The following is a 17,708-nucleotide window of genomic DNA, read 5'->3' on the forward strand; positions in this document are numbered from 1 at the left end:
GCCCGAGGGGCGGCCTTCGGCGTTTCCGGAGCCGTTCCTCACCGACACCGACGGAAGAGGAACCATGGATCTCGTACGGCTCCTGCACGACCCCCGCCCTTTCGCCCTGCTCCGCCGCCGCGCCCCCGGCCACGACGAGCAGACGGTCGAGCTGCTCATCGGCTCGGTCACCACGTACGACCGCCTCGCCGACCTCCCCGACGAGGGCCTCGCCCTGGTCCCCTTCCGCCAGATCCGCGAACGCGGCTTCGACGTCCGCGACGACGGGACGCCACTGACCTTCCTCACGCCCGAGGAGTCGTACGAGCTCCCGCTCGCCGAGGCCCTCGCGCAGCTCCCGGAGAACGACGTGCGCGTCGAGGGCGGCGGCTTCGACGTCGACGACGAGGAGTACGGCGAGATCGTCGGGCGGGTGCTGCGGGAGGAGATCGGGCAGGGCGAGGGTGCGAACTTCGTGATCCGGCGGACCTACGAGGGTGAGATCCCGGGGTTCTCCCGCAAGGACGCCCTCGCGCTGTTTCGGCGGCTGCTGGAGGGCGAGCGGGGCGCGTACTGGACGTTTGTCGTGCACACCGGGGAGCGGACGCTGGTCGGCGCCAGCCCCGAGGTGCATGTGCGGATGTCCGGCGGGACCGTCGTCATGAACCCGATCAGCGGGACGTACCGATATCCCGCCGAGGGCCCGACGCCCGAGCACCTGCTCGACTTCCTCGCCGACGGCAAGGAGATCGAGGAGCTGTCGATGGTCGTCGACGAGGAGCTCAAGATGATGTGCACCGTCGGCGACATGGGCGGGGTGGTCGTCGGCCCGCGGCTGAAGGAGATGGCCCATCTCGCGCACACCGAGTACGAGTTGCGCGGCAGGTCCACGCTGGATGTGCGGGAGGTCCTGAAGGAGACCATGTTCGCGGCCACCGTCACCGGGTCGCCCGTGCAGAACGCCTGCCGGGTCATCGAGCGGCACGAGGTCGGCGGGCGCGGCTACTACGCGGGCGCGCTGGCGCTGCTCGGCCGGGACTCCGGCGGTGCGCAGACCCTCGACTCCCCCATCCTCATCCGCACCGCCGACATCTCCTCCGACGGGCAGCTGCGGGTGCCGGTCGGCGCCACGCTCGTGCGTGGCTCGGACCCGGCGAGCGAGGTTGCGGAGACGCATGCGAAGGCGGCAGGAGTGCTGGCGGCCTTGGGGGTACGTCCGTCACGGCCCCGCGAGGAGCACGCGCGCGTACGTCTCGCCGACGACCCACGCGTGCGTGCGGCGCTCGACGGCCGCCGAACCTCGCTGGCCCCCTTCTGGCTGCGGATGCAGGAAGCCCCCAAGAAGGGTGCGGAGCTCACCGGACACGCCCTGGTCGTCGACGGGGAGGACACCTTCACCGCGATGCTCGCGCACGTACTGCGCTCCAGCGGCCTGGAGGTGACCGTCCGGCGCTATGACGAGCCGGGCCTGAGGGAGGCCGTCCTCGCCCACGAGGGGCCTGTGGTGCTCGGCCCCGGTCCGGGCGACCCGTCCGACCTGGACGATCCGAAGATGCGGTTCCTGCGGGACCTGACCGCCGAGGTGATCCGGGGACACCGGCACGGTGTGCTGGGCGTCTGCCTGGGCCACGAGCTGATCGCGGCCGAGCTGGGGCTGGAGATCGTACGGAAGGAAGTGCCGTACCAGGGCGCGCAGACGGCGATCGAGCTGTTCGGGCGGGCCGAGACCGTCGGCTTCTACAACAGCTTCGTGGCGCGCTGCGACGACGAGGTGGCTCAGGAGTTGTCCGCGCACGGGGTCGAGATCAGCCGGGCCGACAACGGCGAAGTGCATGCCGTACGAGGCCCCGGGTTCGCCGGCGTGCAGTTCCACCCGGAGTCGGTCCTGACGCTGAACGGGGCAGCTGTCGTACGGGAGTTGGTGGGTCAGCTGCGCAACACGACCGTGTAGCCGTCTGGGGGCTCGCGGCCCCCAGACGCTCGCCGCCCCTTCAGCCGAAGAAGACCCCGACCTCCTCGTACAGCTTCGGGTCCACCGTCTTCAGCTTCGCCGTCGCCTCCGCGATCGGGACGCGGACGATGTCGGTGCCGCGCAGGGCGACCATCTTGCCGAAGTCCCCGTCGTGGACGGCGTCGACGGCGTGCAGGCCGAAGCGGGTGGCGAGCCAGCGGTCGAAGGCGCTCGGGGTGCCGCCGCGCTGGATGTGCCCCAGGACGGTGGTGCGGGCCTCCTTGCCGGTGCGCTTCTCGATCTCCTTGGCCAGCCACTCGCCGACCCCGGACAGCCGGACATGCCCGAAGGAGTCGAGCGACTCGTCCTTGAGGACCATGTCGCCGTCCTTGGGCATGGCGCCCTCCGCGATGACCACGATCGGGGCGTACGACGCCTTGAAGCGCGAGGTGATCCAGGCGCAGACCCGGTCGACGTCGAAGCGCTGCTCGGGGATGAGGATGACATTCGCGCCGCCCGCGAGACCGGAGTGGATGGCGATCCAGCCCGCGTGCCGGCCCATCACCTCGCAGACAAGGACGCGCATATGGGACTCGGCGGTGGTGTGCAGGCGGTCGATGGCTTCGGTGGCGATGCCGACCGCGGTGTCGAAGCCGAAGGTGTAGTCGGTGGCCGACAGGTCGTTGTCGATGGTCTTCGGTACGGCGACGACGGGGACGCCGTACTCGTCGTTGAGGCGGGCCGCCACGCCCAGGGTGTCCTCGCCGCCGATCGCGATGAGCGCCTCGACCTCCTGCTTGGCGAGGTTCTCCTTGATGCGGCGGATGCCGTTCTCCTGCTTGAGGGGGTTGGTGCGCGAGGAGCCGAGGATGGTGCCACCGCGGGGCAGGATGCCGCGCACCGCGGGGATGTCGAGGCGCACGGTGTCGCCTTCGAGCGGTCCGCGCCAGCCGTCCCGGTAGCCGACGAAGTCGTAGCCGTACTCCTGCACGCCCTTGCGGACGATGCCCCGGATGACGGCGTTGAGTCCGGGGCAGTCGCCGCCTCCGGTCAGTACTCCGACCCGCATGGAAAAGTCCCTTCGCCGCGGTTGCCTGTGACAGCCACGCTAATGGTGATCCAGGTCACAGAGGGATGGGCGGGAAGGGCAATTCCGGTGAATCAGCGGGCGGTCGGTTTACTCGTCGTCAAGTCCGCGCTCTATCGCGTACCGGACGAGCTCCACCCTGTTGTGCAGCTGGAGCTTGCCCAGGGTGTTCTGGACGTGGTTCTGGACCGTGCGGTGGGAGATGACCAGGCGTTCGGCGATCTGCTTGTAGCTCAGGCCCTTGGCGACCAGGCGCAGCACCTCGGTCTCTCGGTCGGTGAGCTGCGGGGCGCCCGGCTGGTCGGTGTCCGGGGCGGGCGCGGGCTCGGAGGCGAGGCGGCGGTACTCGCCGAGGACCAGTCCGGCCAGGCCGGGCGTGAACACCGGGTCGCCGACGGCGGTGCGGCGCACCGCGTCCAGCAGTTCGTCCGTGGACGCCGACTTCAGCAGATAGCCGGTCGCGCCCGACTTCACGGCCTCCAGGACGTCGGCGTGCTCGCCGCTCGCCGACAGCACGAGGACGCGCAGCGCCGGGTTGTGGCCGACGAGTTCCTTGCAGACCTGGACGCCGGGCTTGGCGGGCAGGTTCAGGTCGAGCACGAGCACGTCGGGGGCGGCGGCCTTGGCGCGGCGCACGGCCTGGTCGCCGTCGCCCGCGGTGGCGACCACGTCGAAGCCGGACTCGGCCAGGTCGCGGGCGACGGCGTCGCGCCACATGGGGTGGTCGTCGACCACCATGACCTTGATCGGGCCCTGCTGCCCGATGGTGGAATCCGTCATCGCCGCCCCGCCTTACCCCGTGGGTCCTTCGCGTCCTTCGGTACTTTCAGTTCGACCTCCGTGCCCTGCCCGGGCACCGAGATCAGCTCGGCACTGCCGCCGAGTTCGCGCAGCCTGCCGCGGATCGACAGGGCCACACCGAGCCGCCCCTCCCCCTCGGCCTGCGCGAGCCGCCCCTCGGGGATGCCGGGGCCGTCGTCCCTGACGGTGACCACGACCTCGCCGGGCTCGTCCTCGACGAGGATCCACGCGCGCGCGTGCTCGCCGGCGTGCCTGCGTACGTTGTCCAGGGCAGCGCCGACCGCCGCGGCCAGCTCCTTCGCAGCGGCCTTGGACAGCAGAACGGCGGCTCCGGGTTCGGCGAAGCTGACCTTCGCGGCGGCATAGGGCGCCAGGAACGCTCGCAGGTCCACCGGCCCGTCCTCGTCGTACGACGGTTCCTCCACGGCCCGTACGACCGCTCCCTCGGCGGCGTCCTCCGACGCCCGGGAGACGGGAACCAGCCCGCCCAGGACCAGGGTGCGCAGCGCGACCTCCTGTTCACCGGCCATCTGTCCGAGCTCCGCCGCCTCCCCGCCGATGACCGCGCCCCGACGCTGCACCATGGCCAGCACCTGCAGCACACCGTCGTGGATGTCACGGGCGAGCCGCTCCCGCTCCCTCGTCGCGGCCTCGATCTCCAGGGCGCGGGCGAGGGTGCGCTCGGAGGCGCGGGCGACCTCGACGACGTAGCCGATGGCGATGGAGGCGACCCAGACGAGGATCACGTTGTGGACGGTGTCGCGGGCGGGGGAGCCGCGCTCGATCAGGTTGGCGGCGGCGACCGGCGTGGAGGCGAACGCGGCCCAGCGCCAGCCGCCCTTGATGGCGTACGCCAGGACCGAGCCGGCGGTCCATATCGACGGCAGGGTGGGGCCGCCGCTCTGGACGTGCTGGCTGTTGACCGCGAGCGGGGTGAGGAGGATGCCGGTGAGCGCGATGGCGAGGTCGACGGCGAGGAAGCGCTTGGTGCAGGCGACCGCGCTCTGCACGCGCGGCAGGGTGGCCAGCGTCCAGACGAACAGGACGACGTAGTAGACGATGGCGACACTCGCGTGGTCGTACTCGTCGTAGGCGGTGGCGAACAGGCCGACCGCGTACAGCATCGTGAGCACCCGGTAGGCGGTGAGCGCACGCCAGAGCGGCTGCTCGACCGACATCCTCATGACACGCTCGCGCTTGGGCATGTCCCCCACCCCCCTCGACCGAGAGCCTAGGCCCCGGACTTCTCCTTCTTGGCGAGTTCCTTCGCCTGCTCCTTGGCCAGCTCCTTGGCCTGTTCCTTCTCGGCCTTCGCCGCCTCCGCGATCTGCCGCTTGGCCGCGGTCGCGTAGATGTCGACGTACTCCTGGCCGGAGAGCTTCATGATCTCGTACATGACCTCGTCGGTGACCGCGCGGAGCACGAAACGGTCGTGCTCCATGCCCTGGTAGCGGCCGAAGTCGAGGGGCTTTCCGATGCGGATGCCGGGGCGCATCAGCTTGGGCATGACCTTTCCCGGCGGCTGGATCTTCTCCGTGTCGATCATCGCGACCGGGATGACCGGTGCACCGCTGGCGAGCGCCACGCGCGCGAGGCCGCCGGGCTTGCCCCGGTAGAGGCGGCCGTCGGGCGAGCGCGTGCCCTCCGGGTAGATGCCGAACAGCTCACCGCGCTCCAGGACCTCTATGCCGCTCTTGATCGCCGCCTCGCCCGCGCCGCGCGCGCCGGAGCGGTCCACCGGGAGCTGGCCGACACCCTTGAAGAAGGCGGCCGTCAGCTTGCCCTTCACGCCGGGCGTGGTGAAGTACTCGGCCTTGGCGATGAAGGTGACCTTGCGGTCGAGCACCGCGGGCAGGAAGAACGAGTCGGAGAAGGAGAGATGATTGCTCGCCAGGATGGCGGCACCCTCGGCGGGAATGTTCTCGAGGCCTTCCACCCAGGGCCTGAAGGCGACCTTCAGCGGTCCCCCGATGGCTACCTTCATCGTGCCGTACAACAACCGAGTGCCTCCTGTTTCCGTCGATGAGACCTTAACCCGGAGCACTGTCAAAGGCGCCGACGACCCTGGTCGGTGTCAGTGCGGTCGCGTACGGTGAGGCACCTGGACTTCACGTCACTCTCATGAACAGTCACTCTCATGAACAGGAGACCGAAGGTGCCGGTCCTTCCTGGAGCCGAGCCGTACCGCCATGAGGGCGGGGAGGTCGGCGTCCTCCTCTGCCACGGTTTCACCGGTTCCCCCCAGTCGCTGCGCCCCTGGGCCGAGTATCTCGCCGACCGCGGCCTCACGGTCTCGCTGCCGCTGCTGCCCGGGCACGGCACCCGCTGGGAGGACCTGCAGCTCACCGGCTGGCAGGACTGGTACGCCGAGGTGGACCGCGAGCTGAGGTCCCTGCGCGAGCGCTGCGGCGAGGTGTTCGTCGCCGGTCTGTCCATGGGCGGCACCCTGGCGCTGCGCCTGGCGGCCAAGCACGGGGAGGCGGTCGCCGGCGTGGTGGTCGTCAACCCGGCGAACCACATGCACGGCTTTTCCCCGTACGCCCTTCCGGTGGCCCGCCACCTCGTGCGGACGACGAAGGGGATCGCCAGCGACATCGCCAAGGAGGGCAGCGCCGAGCTGGGGTACGACCGGGTGCCGCTGCACGCGGCGCACTCCCTGCGGAACTTCTTCCGGCTGGTCGACGGCGAGTTGCCGCAGGTCACGCAGCCGCTGCTGGTCCTGCGCAGCCCGCAGGACCATGTGGTGCCGGCGGCCGACTCGGCGCGGATCCTCGGCCGGGTCTCGTCCAGGGATGTGACGGAGGTCCTGCTGGAACAGAGCTACCACGTGGCGACGTTGGACCACGATGCGGACCGGATTTTCGAAGAGAGCCTCGCGTTCATCGGCCGGCTCGCACCCAGTGTCGGCAAGGAAGGGACGGCCGCAGGTGGCTGAGCACGACTCGGACCGCGAGGACCGCGAGCCGGAGGAGCAGGGCGTCCCCTTCGACGAGGACGCCGCTTGGGCCGCGATCGTCGCCGGTTACGGCGACGAGCCGAAGGACCCGCCGGGCACCAAGCCCTTCAAGTCGGTCGAGGACCTGGCGCTGTTGGAGCCGGAGACCAACGACGACGACGAGGGCGACGCGCCGAAGCAGGAGAAGCCCAAGGGGCCCCTGGGCGGCTCCGTCTCCTTCGCGCCCGGCGTCGGCCCGCGCGACTACTCGGCCGCCGAGCCGTCCGAGGACGACTTCGACGAGGACGACGAGGGCCACTTCGTACCGCCGGAGCCGCCGCCGCTGCCCACCGCCGACACGACCGCGAAGTTCGCCTGGCTCGGGGTGATCGGCGGTCCGATCCTGCTTCTGCTGGCCGTGCTGCTCAGCTGGGACATGACCTGGTGGCTGGCCACCCTCGGCATCGGCGGCTTCCTGGGCGGTTTCGCCACGCTGGTGATGCGGATGAAGACGGACGACGAGGACGACGGCGATCCGGGGCGCGGAGCCGTCGTCTAACCGGCAGGGATATCGCCGGCGGGGACATCGCCGGCAGGGATCTTGAGGGCGGCCAGGACCGGAAAGTGGTCCGTGGCCGCCCTCAGGTCTGCCTCCGTCACCCCGGGATACCCCACCGGGACACCGCAGCCGAGCACCTCGATGCCCTTGGTGGCGAAGATCGCGTCGATCCGCTGAAACGGGTTCGGGGGCGTCCAGGTGTACTCGCTGCCCCAGGGGGCCGTGGCCCAGCAGTCCTGCAGGCCGTCGGCGAGGCGGCTGAAGGTGCGGCCGGTGGGGCGGTCGTTGAGGTCGCCGCCCGCGATCGCGTGCGCCACCCCGAGGCCGGCCAGGCGGTCGAGGAGCATGCCGCCCTGCTCGTACCGCTCGTCCGCCTGCAGGGAGAGGTGGCAGCTGAGCACGCCGAGGCGGGCGCCGCCGAAACGGACCACTGCGGTGGCGAAGCCGCGGCGGTGCAGGCCGGGGGTGAGCGGGAGGAGGACGTCCTCCGCCCGCTCGACGGTTGCGCGGAGGGTGCAGAGGATCGCCGGGCCCGCGGCTGTGGCGCCGCCGGTGAGGATCACTTGGCCGGAGGCCGCCGCCAGGCGGGAGAGTTTCTTGCGCCAGCGGAAGAAGCGGGGGGCTTCCTGGATGAGGACCAGGTCGGCGGCGCAGGCGGTGATCACCCTGGCCAGGGCCTGCGTGTCGTCCCGCATTGAGCGGATGTTGTAGCTGAGGACTCGGATGACGGCTGAACCGTCTGGTTCCGTGTGGGAGTTGGGCAACAGCTCCATGTGGATCAATGTACGCCCAAGGGGTGGGGGCGCGAGGTCTGTGGGCGACTACCGGTCGTATGTGGCTGGTCGCGCAGTTCCCCGCGCCCCTGAAAAGACGTGGACCTACCGCACCGCGAAAAGGCGAACGTCACATGATGGGGTCCGGCTCACGGGCCAGGTCCGCTGCCCCGACCAGCCCCGCCTTGTTGCCCAGCTGGGCGGCGATGACCTCGGCCACCGGGCGCCAGTTGCCGCCGACCAGCCAGCGCTTGTAGGACTTGCGGATCGGGTCGAGGACCAGTTCGCCTTCGTCCGAGAGGCCGCCGCCGACGATGAAGGCGGAGGGGTCGAAGAGCGAGGCCAGGTCGGCGAGGCCCGCGCCGGCCCAGCGGGCGAGCTCGCGGTAGGAGTCGACGGCGACCGGGTCGCCCTGGCGGGCGGCCATGGAGATGTGCTTGCCCTCGATGCCTTCGGGGCTGCCGTCACCGAGGCCGAGAAGGATGTCGGCGGCCTCGGGGGTCGCGTTGGCGCGCTGCTTGGCGTATCTGACGAGGGCGCGCCCGGAGGCGTACTGCTCCCAGCAGCCCTGGCTGCCGCAGCCGCACAGCAGGCCGTCCGGCACCATGCGGATGTGGCCGAACTCGGCAGCTACGCCGTAGTGCCCGCGACGCAGCTTGTTGCCGATGATGATGCCGCCGCCGAGGCCGGTGCCGAGGGTGATGCAGATGACGTTGCGGTGGCCCTTGCCCGCGCCGAACTTGTACTCGCCCCACGCGGCCGCATTGGCGTCGTTCTCCACGACGACCGGCAGGCCAACGCGGGCCTCGACCTTCTCCTTCAGCGGCTCGTTGCGCCAGTCGATGTTGGGCGCGAAGTACACCTCCGAGCGCTGGCGGTTGACGTAACCGGCCGCACCGATACCCACGCCGACGATCTCGTGCCCGGCGCGTGCGCCCTCCACGGCGGAGGCGATGGCGTCCACGATCGCCTCGGGCGTGCCCGGGGTCGGCACCTTGTGGGTCGAGAGGATGTTGCCGTCCTCGTCGACCACACCGGCCGCGATCTTGGTACCGCCGATATCGACGCCGATGGTGAGTCCCATGAATCCCTCAGTTTCGGTCGAGCCCCGCTACGGCCAACCGTACCCGAGGCCCGCGCGCCAAGGCCTCGGCGTCCATTGGCCGGGCAGCCGGGAACCGGACGGCGGGCCCGAGGACGGGGTCCGAGGGAAGGGATCCGCGGGGGGTCAGTCCAAGTCGATGCGTTCTCCGGGGCCGGTCCCCTCGCCGCCCTCGCGGCGGTCGTCCAGGTCCTTGTGCAGGTCCGTCGTACGGGTCGTCCAGCGCTGTTCCTGGGCCTGGACCGCGGAGCGGTAGGCGGCGAGCAGTTCGTTGCCCGCGGCTGCCAGGTGGTCGAAGACGTCCGGATTGCGTTCGATGACGGGCTCGACCGCGGCCTTCGCCTGCTGGACGACCTGCTTCACCACCTGCTGGGCGGCGGGTCCGGCGACGGAGCCGAGCAGCGGCGACTGGATCGACGACAGCTTCTCCGAGACGGCGTCGACGAGCTTGCGAAGTTCCTCACCGGCCGAGATCGGCGGCTGGCCGTACTCGGCGCGACGGCGGGCCTTCTCCGCCGCGAGGTCCTCGGCGCACGCCTTCTCCCAGGCATCGGCGTCGGTCGCCCGCACCTCGTCGATCACCTCGTGCTGACCGGCGTCGGACGGGGGGAGCTCTTCGCTCATGACGACCTCCTGACTACGGTTCGTCTCTACGACGTTACCCGAATGGGCGTACGTGGTTCACGGCCTGTCGGGCCACAGATCCGGGTCGGGCACGAACCGGATGCGCAGCTCGCCCTCGCGCAGCGCGGCCCCGTCGACGGTGCAACGGCGCAGGACGGACGGAAGCGGGACGATACGCCGGAACTGCCCTGCCGCGACGACGAGTTCGTCGCCGCGCCTGATGAGGTCCAGATCGTCGCGTATGGCGCCGGGCAGGGGGATGTGCCAGACGAGCACGCCGTCGTCGGCGAGCCGGTCGGTGACGGGCCACTCGACGGTGGAGGTCGTGTCGTTGACGCGCAGGGCACCGGGGACGGCGAGCGCGGCGAGGTCGTCCGTGCCGCGCGGGTCGCGGCCGAAATGGGCGACCGGCCGGATGTCGTACGACTCCTGCCACTCCTCCAGGACCTTGCGCTGCTGGGCGACGAGCCCGGAGAGCCAGCCGCCGGAGGCCTCGGGCAGCACCCGGTTGGCGACCAGGGCGTCGGGGCGCAGGCCGCGCAGAGCGAGGGCGAGGCCGGCGGAGCGCACGGCTTCGGCGCCCGCCGGGCCGGGTTCGGCGACCAGCCGTACGACGGTGTCACGGTCGGCGAGGACCGCCTCGACGGCACCGAGTTCCGTGTCCCAGCGGGCGGCCGTCTCGTACAGCCATTCCGAGGGCATGGGGACCCCGGCCAGCCGCCCGAGAACAGGGCGCAGGGCGCGGGCCGCCTGCCGCTCGGGCGGGAGCAGCCGGCGCAGATAGCGCCGCAGCTCTTCGGGCAGGGCGAGGAGGGCCAGTGCCTGCGGGGTCGGCGGGAGGTCGACGACCAGGAGATCGTGAGCCTCCGCGAGGACCGCGTCCCGCAGGGCCCGCAGGAGGGTGAGCTCCTCGGCGCCGGGGAGGGGGGTGACCTCCTCGGCGTCCAGCCGGGAAGCGCCGAGAAGGTCGAGGACGCCCGCGGCACGTTCCTGGAAGGCGGTCAGATCGTCCCGGAACCCGGCGGCCGCGTCTGGGCGCCAGGCGGTGAGGTTCGGGGCGACGCGGGTGGGCGCCGGGCCGATCGTCGTACCGAGCGCCGCACCCAGGGTGTCGGTGCGGTCGGCGCTGAGGACGAGAGTGCGGGTGCCGTTGTCGGCAGCCCGCAGGGCGGTCGCGGCGGCAACGGTCGTACGACCGGCCCCACCGGACCCGGTGATCAGGATGGTGCGCATGAGGCTGAACGGTAACCGAGACCCCGCCAGGGGCGCGGGGCTGCGTCAATGTGCGGCTCCGCCGCGTGGGCGCGACCAGCCACAACGAACCCGCACCCGGACTCCCGCAAGCACCCCCACGGCGAGACCCCTACTTCTCCCCCGACTCCACCCGCTTCTTCAGCCCGGCCAGCGCCCGGTCGATAATGACCTTCTCGGCCTTCCGCTTGATCATCCCCAGCATCGGGATCTTGACGTCCACCGTCAGCTGGTAGGTGACCTCGGTCGCCCCCGCCCCCACCGCCTTCAAGATGTACGACCCGTCGAGCGACCGCAGCATCTGCGACTTGACCAGGGTCCAGGAGACCTCGTTCGCGCCGGTCCAGGTGTACGCCAGCACCTGGTCGTCCTTGATCGCGCCGGCGTCCATGACGAGGCGGACCTGCTCGGCGCGGCCCTGGGCGTCCGTCTCGAGGACCTCCGCCTCCTTCACCTCGCCGGTCCAGTCCGGGTAGCGGGCGAAGTCTGCGATCACCCCCATGACATCGGCCGGTGCCGCCTCGATCGTGATGCTCGAGCTGGTGTGTTCCGCCATCGCTATGGCTCCTCCAGATGCGGGCCGGTACTCAGGTCGTGGTGCGCACGTGTGTGCAGCGTGAAGGCTACCGCGCACGTGAGCACCCGCCTTCACCCCCACCTGCGTTCATTCACCATTCAAGCGCCCAAGGCTTCCCGGTCCCCGCGAAGTGCCCCACGTTCACGCACTCCGTGGCCCCGATCCGCATCCGCCGGGCCAGCGGCTGGTGGACGTGGCCGAACAGTGCGTACCGGGGCCGGGTGTGGCGGATCGCGTCCAGCAGTGCGCGGCTGCCCCGTTCGAAACGGCGCGCCACCGTGTCGTAGACGAGTTCGGGAACCTCCGGCGGGATGTGGGTGCACAGCACGTCCACCTCGCCGACGGCTTCGATCTTCGCCGCATACTCCTCGTCGCTGATCTCGTACGGCGTGCGCATGGGGGACTTGAGGCCGCCGCCGACGAAGCCGAAGGTCCGGCCGCCGATCTCCACGCGCTCGCCGTCCAGCACGGTCGTGCCCGGACCGGCGTACTCCGGCCAAAGTGGCGGCATGTCGACATTGCCGTAGGTGGCGTACGTCGGGGTCGGGAACGCGGCGAACATCTCGGCGTATTGCTTGCGTACCGCCCTCTCGATCGCGGCGGCCCGGTCCATGCCGATGCCGCCCCACAGCCTGGCCCCGAGCTGCCGTGCCTCCTCGAAACGGCGGGCGGTGCGCAGCTCGACGATGCGGTCGGCGTTCTCCTTGCCGAACAGGTCGGGGAAGATTCCGCGCGAGTGGTCGGCGTAGTCGAGGAACAGGACCAGGTCACCCAGGCAGATCAGGGCGTCGGCGCCCTCGCCGGCCGTGGCCAGGTCACGGGCGTTGCCGTGTACGTCACTGACCACGTGGACACGCGTCCTGCGGTTGCCGGCTGGTGTGGATGCCATGGCGATCAAGGGTAAGCGTGTGGGGTGTACGTGAACAGTGGCGGCCGGTCCTGTGGTTACTGGCTAGTCAGTTAGTCGGTGGACTACCGTACGCAAAGGAACACCAATCTGTGTGACGCAGCGAACATCTCGCCGGGACCCCCTGTCGAAGAAGCCATACCGGCGGGTAACGTCCGGGCAGTCCAGTCGTGCTCAGGATTTCAACCACCGAACCTCTGAGATCCCTGAGTACCTGCCCGAGCCTTGGACCCACCGTCGCATCACACAACGTCGTGGCGCCGGCGCCTTATTAGGAGCAGCAGTCTTGCGCGAGTTCAGCCTTCCGGCTTTGTACGAGGTCCCTGCGGACGGCAATCTGACCGACATCGTCCGTAGAAACGCCGCGCAGCATCCCGACGTCGCCGTGATCGCCCGCAAGGTGGGCGGCGAGTGGCAGGACGTGACCGCCACGGCCTTCCTGGCCGAGGTGCATGCGGCCGCCAAGGGGCTCATCGCCTCCGGTGTCCAGCCGGGCGACCGGGTCGGCCTGATGTCCCGCACGCGTTACGAGTGGACGCTGCTGGACTTTGCGATCTGGAGCGCGGGCGCGGTCACGGTGCCGGTGTACGAGACCAGTTCGCCGGAGCAGGTGCAGTGGATCCTGTCCGACTCGGGCGCGACCGCCTGCATCGTGGAGCTGGACGGGCACTCGGCCGCCGTCGAGTCGGTGCGCGCATCGCTGCCCGCGCTCAAGAGCGTGTGGCAGATCGAGGGCGGCGGGGTCGAGGAGCTGGGCCGTCTCGGCAAGGACGTCACCGATGCGATGGTCGAGGACCGCAGCTCGCTGGCGAGGGCCGACGACCCGGCGACCATCGTCTACACGTCCGGCACCACCGGCCGCCCCAAGGGCTGTGTGCTCACCCACCGCAGCTTCTTCGCCGAGTGCGGGAACATCGTGGAGCGGCTGCGTCCGCTGTTCCGCACCGGCGAGTGTTCGGTCCTGCTCTTCCTGCCACTTGCGCATGTTTTCGGCCGGCTGGTGCAGATCGCGCCGATGATGGCGCCGATCAAGCTGGGCTGCGTCCCGGACATCAAGCACCTCACCGACGAGCTGGCGGCCTTCCGCCCGACGCTGATCCTCGGCGTCCCGCGCGTCTTCGAGAAGGTCTACAACTCGGCGCGCGCCAAGGCGCAGGCCGACGGCAAGGGCAAGATCTTCGACAAGGCCGCGGACACTGCGATCGCCTACAGCCGCGCGCTGGACACGCCGTCCGGCCCGTCGCTCGGTCTGAAGATCAAGTACAAGACGTTCGACAAGCTCGTCTACAGCAAGCTGCGGGCGGTCCTGGGCGGCCGGGGCGAGTACGCCATTTCCGGCGGCGCCCCGCTGGGCGAGCGCCTGGGGCACTTCTTCCGTGGCATCGGCTTCTCGGTCCTGGAGGGCTACGGCCTGACCGAGTCCTGCGCGGCCACCGCCTTCAACCCCTGGGACCGCCAGAAGATCGGCACGGTCGGCCAGCCGCTGCCCGGCTCGGTGATCCGTATCGCGGACGACGGCGAGGTGCTGCTGCACGGCGAGCACCTGTTCAAGGGGTACTGGAACAACGAGCCGGCGACCGCGGAGGCGCTGGCCGACGGCTGGTTCCACACCGGTGACATCGGCACCCTCGACGAGGACGGCTACCTCAGGATCACCGGTCGCAAGAAGGAGATCATCGTCACCGCGGGCGGCAAGAACGTCGCCCCGGCCGTGATCGAGGACCGCATTCGGGCGCACGCCCTGGTCGCGGAGTGCATGGTGGTGGGCGACGGGCGGCCGTTCGTGGGCGCGCTGGTCACCATCGACGAGGAGTTCCTGGGCCGCTGGGCCGACGAGCACGGCAAGCCGGCGGGCTCCACCGCGGCGTCGCTGCGCGAGGACGCGGACCTGCAGGCCGCGATCCAGTCGGCAATCGACGACGGCAACGCCGCGGTGTCGAAGGCGGAATCGGTGCGGAAGTTCCGCATTCTGGCCTCCCAGTTCACGGAGGAGTCGGGCCACCTGACGCCGTCGCTGAAGCTCAAGCGCAATGTGGTGGCGAAGGACTACGCGGACGAGATCGAGGCGATCTACCAGAAGTAGTACGCCCCTTTTTGAGGCCGTATTTTCAGGCCGTACGACGGCTCATGGCGCGGTGTCCTCGGCGAGGACCCGCGCCATCGTCCGTTCGGCGAGCGCGGTGATCGTCACGAACGGGTTCACGCCGATCGACCCGGGCACGAGCGATCCGTCGGTGACGTACAGCTTCGAATACCCCTTCACCCGGCCGTAGTTGTCGGTCGCCTTGCCGAGGACGCAGCCGCCCAGGGGGTGGTAGCAGAAGTCGTCGGCGAAGACCTTGTTGGACGAGCCGAAGAGGTCGTAGCGGTAGATGGTCGCGTTGGCCGAGTTGATTCGGTCGAACAGCTTCTTGGCCATGGCGACCGAGACGGCGCTCTGCGCGGCACTCCAGCCGAGCTTGACCCCGCCGGTCGAGGAGTCGTACGTGAAGCTCGCCCGCTCCGGGTTCTTGGTGATCGCCAGATAGAGGCTGACCCAGGTCTCGAACCCGATGGGCAGCGGGGCGATCTCCGCAAAGACCGGGTTGGCGGTGTTGGCCCAGTCGTCGATGCCCATGACCGGCATGGTCGACTGGTTGGCGCCGGTGGTGTCCCAGATGTGGTTGGCGCGGCCGAGCATGGTGTTGCCGTTGGTGCCCCAGCCGGCGCCGACGCTGGAGTTCAGCGCGGGCAGGGCGCCCGTGTCCCGTGCGCGGACGAGGAGTTCGGTGGTGCCGAGGCTGCCGCCGCCGAGGAAGAGGTACGTGCAGCTGTACTGCTTGGTCTCGACGACCGCGCCCGTGTTGTCGATCCGGTCCGCGGTCAGGGTCCAGCTCCCGTCGCTCGCCCTGCTGACGGCCTTCACCCGCTCCATGGTGTTGATGGTGACGTTCCCGGTGCCGAGCGCGGAGGCCAGATACGTCTTGTCGAGGCTCCGCTTGCCGTAGTTGTTGCCGTAGATGACCTCCTGCGCAAGCGCGGACTTGGTCGCCGTACCGGCCGCCTCGCGCTGCATGTAGTCGAAGTCGTAGACGTTGGGCACGAAGGTGGTCTTCAGGCCGGTGTTGGCCGCGGCCTTACGGGAGGTCCGGGTGAACTGGTACCACTCGGTCGACTCGAACCACGTGGGGTCGACGGTGTTGACTCCCAGCATGGAACGGGCGCGCGGGAAGTACGTGTTGTACATCTCGCTCGCGTCCACGGTCGGGAACTGCTCGGCGAAGTACGACTGGAGCGGGGTGACCGCCATGCCGCCGTTGACCAGGGAGCCGCCGCCGACGCCCCGTCCCACGTACACGGACATGTTGTCGTAGTGCACGCGGTCCAGGACCCCGGGATACGGGCTGATGGCCTTGTTGACGACGTCCAGCCACAGGAACGTGGCCAGCGGGGCCTCGGTGCGGCTGCGGAACCACATGGAGCGCTGGTCCGGGTTGGCGGTGTTGCAGAAGACCTTGCCGTCGGAGCCGGCGGTGTTCCAGAGGCGGCCCATCTCCAGGACGAGGGTGCGGATGCCGGCCTGGCCGAGGCGGAGGGCGGCGACTGCGCCGCCGTAGCCGGAACCGACCACGATGGCGGGGGAGTTGTCGACGGCGGCGGCTTCCTCGGCGGCCTGGGCCGAGGTCAGGCCGATACGGGTGAGGCCGGCCGCGGCGGCCGTCTGCAGGGCTACCATGCCCAGGATTTGACGTCTCGTCAGCTGACGTTGCATCAGGTTTGCTGTCATGCGCGCAGCATGTGCGGATTTTCCTGTTCCGCCTAGGGGTTGTGCGGGTTTTGGGACGCCATCCGGGGTGCGGGGTGCTCAGTCGGGCGACTGCGGGCCGTCTGTGGCTTGTCGCGCAGTTCCCCGCGCCCCTAGAAAAGCCGCTTCAGTTGCTCGGCGAGCAAGTCCCACCGCCACTTTTCCTCGACCCACTCCCTGCCCCGCTCCCCCATCCGGCGCCGCAATTCAGCGTCGCCCAGGAGCACGACGATGCGGTCGGCTGCCTCCTCGGCGGAGCCGCCCCGCACCACCCACCCGGTCTCCCCATCCAGCACCGCATCGGGCGCGCCTCCCGAGTCGCCCGCCACGACCGGCAGCCCGGTCGCCGACGCCTCCAGGTACACGATCCCCAGCCCCTCCACATCCAGCCCGCCGCGGCGCGTGCGGCACGGCATTGCGAAGACGTCTCCGGCGCCGTAGTGGGCGGCCAGCTCGGACCAAGGCACCGCGCCCGTGAAGCGCACGGAGTCGGCGACGCCGGTTTCCTGGGCCAGCTTGCGCAGGTCCTTCTCGTACGGGCCGCCGCCGACGATCAGCAGTACCGCGTCCGGCTCGGCGGCCAGGATGCGGGGCATGGCGAGGATGAGGGTGTCCTGGCCCTTGCGCGGCACCAGCCGGGACACGCATACGACCACCGGCCGGTCCGTCAGCCCGAGCCGCGCCCGGACCACATCACCGCCCGACTCCGGATGGAAGGTCTTCTCGTCGACGCCCGGCGGCAGCTGCACCATCCGCCCCGCCGCCTCTGGTGTCAGGGCGGTGGCGATCCGCGAGCGCGTGTACTCGCCGAGGTAGGTGATCGTGTCCGTCGAGTCCCCGATGCGGCGCAGCAGCTGCCGCGCGGCGGGCAGCTGGGCCCAGCCCGCCTCGTGGCCGTGGGTCGTGGCCACCAGCCGCTCCGCGCCCGCCTTCCGCAGGGCCGGCGCCATCAGACCGAGCGGCGCCGCCGCGCCGAACCACACCGACGAACACCCGTGCTCGCGCAGCAGCCCGACGGCCCGCCGGGTCGCGCCCGGCGTGGGCAGCAGCATCGTCGTGGCGTCGCGTACGACCGTGAAGGGCTGCTCGGCGTCGAAGGCAGCGGTGGCCTCGATGCCCTCCCGGCTGCGTTTCCAGGTGGACGCGTAGACGACGAGCCGCTCGGGGTCGAGGCGCAGCGCCATGTTGTGCAGGAACGCCTGGATACCGCCGGGGCGGGGCGGGAAGTCGTTCGTCACGATCAGGGTCTTGTGCATCGCCGCCGACCTTATCCAACGGGCGCGCACAGCTCGGCACGGCCACGTTTATGGCAAGCACACAGCTGCGCAGGACATCATGTTCCCCTCAAGACCGGAACGGGAAGCGGACTGAAACGGGG

The 17,708-nt window shown here is 70.2% G+C and carries 16 protein-coding genes; 4 read left to right on the plus strand and 12 right to left on the minus strand.

From position 1 onward, the window contains the following. Positions 1-64: 64 nt before the first annotated feature. Positions 65-1,930 (plus strand): anthranilate synthase family protein, encoded by a 1,866-nt coding sequence (locus P2Q00_RS09630; protein ID WP_275771460.1) that lies wholly within the window; start codon positions 65-67, stop codon positions 1,928-1,930. Positions 1,931-1,970: 40 nt separating this feature from the next. Here the strand turns inward: P2Q00_RS09630 and P2Q00_RS09635 are convergent, their stop codons facing one another. The 4 genes from P2Q00_RS09635 to P2Q00_RS09650 form a co-directional block, all read right to left on the minus strand. Next, entirely contained in the window at positions 1,971-2,999 is a 1,029-nt protein-coding gene (locus P2Q00_RS09635; protein WP_275771461.1) for a 6-phosphofructokinase, read from the minus strand. Between the two features lie 108 nt (positions 3,000-3,107). After that, complete coding sequence (locus P2Q00_RS09640; protein WP_275771463.1) at positions 3,108-3,797, minus strand: response regulator; 690 nt, start codon at positions 3,795-3,797, stop codon at positions 3,108-3,110. Continuing rightward, positions 3,794-5,023, minus strand: a complete 1,230-nt coding sequence (gene macS / locus P2Q00_RS09645; protein WP_275771465.1) for a MacS family sensor histidine kinase — start codon at positions 5,021-5,023, stop codon at positions 3,794-3,796. Before macS ends, P2Q00_RS09640 begins: the two co-directional genes overlap by 4 nt. A gap of 26 nt (positions 5,024-5,049) precedes the next feature. Beyond that, positions 5,050-5,817 carry a lysophospholipid acyltransferase family protein gene (locus P2Q00_RS09650; protein ID WP_275771467.1) on the minus strand — a complete coding sequence of 256 codons (768 nt, stop codon included), beginning with the start codon at positions 5,815-5,817 and terminating at the stop codon, positions 5,050-5,052. 156 nt (positions 5,818-5,973) lie between these two features. Here P2Q00_RS09650 and P2Q00_RS09655 point away from each other — a divergent pair, with 156 nt between their 5' ends. Continuing rightward, positions 5,974-6,753: an alpha/beta hydrolase gene (locus P2Q00_RS09655; protein WP_275771874.1), complete on the plus strand. Its 780-nt coding sequence runs from the start codon at positions 5,974-5,976 to the stop codon at positions 6,751-6,753. Further along, positions 6,746-7,312 carry a hypothetical protein gene (locus tag P2Q00_RS09660; RefSeq protein ID WP_275771469.1) on the plus strand — a complete coding sequence of 189 codons (567 nt, stop codon included), beginning with the start codon at positions 6,746-6,748 and terminating at the stop codon, positions 7,310-7,312. Before P2Q00_RS09655 ends, P2Q00_RS09660 begins: the two co-directional genes overlap by 8 nt. Here P2Q00_RS09660 and P2Q00_RS09665 read toward each other — a convergent pair. The 6 genes from P2Q00_RS09665 to P2Q00_RS09690 form a co-directional block, all read right to left on the minus strand. After that, the gene (locus P2Q00_RS09665; protein WP_275771471.1) at positions 7,309-8,085 is read right to left on the minus strand and encodes an endonuclease/exonuclease/phosphatase family protein; all 777 of its coding nucleotides are present in this window, start codon (positions 8,083-8,085) and stop codon (positions 7,309-7,311) included. The two genes, P2Q00_RS09660 and P2Q00_RS09665, sit on opposite strands and share 4 nt — an antisense overlap. 130 nt (positions 8,086-8,215) lie before the next feature. Next, complete coding sequence (locus P2Q00_RS09670; protein ID WP_275771472.1) at positions 8,216-9,169, minus strand: ROK family glucokinase; 954 nt, start codon at positions 9,167-9,169, stop codon at positions 8,216-8,218. A gap of 144 nt (positions 9,170-9,313) precedes the next feature. Beyond that, on the minus strand, positions 9,314-9,811 hold the full coding sequence (locus P2Q00_RS09675) for a DUF5304 domain-containing protein (RefSeq protein WP_275771474.1): 498 nt from the start codon (positions 9,809-9,811) through the stop codon (positions 9,314-9,316). 57 nt (positions 9,812-9,868) lie between these two features. Further along, positions 9,869-11,044: an ArsA family ATPase gene (locus P2Q00_RS09680; RefSeq protein ID WP_275771476.1), complete on the minus strand. Its 1,176-nt coding sequence runs from the start codon at positions 11,042-11,044 to the stop codon at positions 9,869-9,871. Between the two features lie 130 nt (positions 11,045-11,174). Continuing rightward, on the minus strand, positions 11,175-11,618 hold the full coding sequence (locus P2Q00_RS09685) for an SRPBCC family protein (protein ID WP_275771478.1): 444 nt from the start codon (positions 11,616-11,618) through the stop codon (positions 11,175-11,177). Positions 11,619-11,730: 112 nt separating this feature from the next. Further along, positions 11,731-12,486 (minus strand): metallophosphoesterase family protein, encoded by a 756-nt coding sequence (locus tag P2Q00_RS09690; RefSeq protein WP_275771876.1) that lies wholly within the window; start codon positions 12,484-12,486, stop codon positions 11,731-11,733. Between the two features lie 346 nt (positions 12,487-12,832). Here P2Q00_RS09690 and P2Q00_RS09695 point away from each other — a divergent pair, with 346 nt between their 5' ends. Beyond that, the gene (locus P2Q00_RS09695; protein WP_275771479.1) at positions 12,833-14,629 is read left to right on the plus strand and encodes an AMP-dependent synthetase/ligase; all 1,797 of its coding nucleotides are present in this window, start codon (positions 12,833-12,835) and stop codon (positions 14,627-14,629) included. A gap of 42 nt (positions 14,630-14,671) precedes the next feature. Here the strand turns inward: P2Q00_RS09695 and P2Q00_RS09700 are convergent, their stop codons facing one another. Further along, entirely contained in the window at positions 14,672-16,297 is a 1,626-nt protein-coding gene (locus P2Q00_RS09700) for a GMC oxidoreductase (protein ID WP_500692011.1), read from the minus strand. 146 nt (positions 16,298-16,443) lie between these two features. After that, positions 16,444-17,586: a glycosyltransferase family 4 protein gene (locus P2Q00_RS09705; protein WP_275771481.1), complete on the minus strand. Its 1,143-nt coding sequence runs from the start codon at positions 17,584-17,586 to the stop codon at positions 16,444-16,446. Positions 17,587-17,708: the final 122 nt, after the last annotated feature.

The sequence above is a fragment of the Streptomyces coacervatus genome, assembly GCF_029223485.1.
Classification (GTDB): domain Bacteria; phylum Actinomycetota; class Actinomycetes; order Streptomycetales; family Streptomycetaceae; genus Streptomyces; species Streptomyces coacervatus.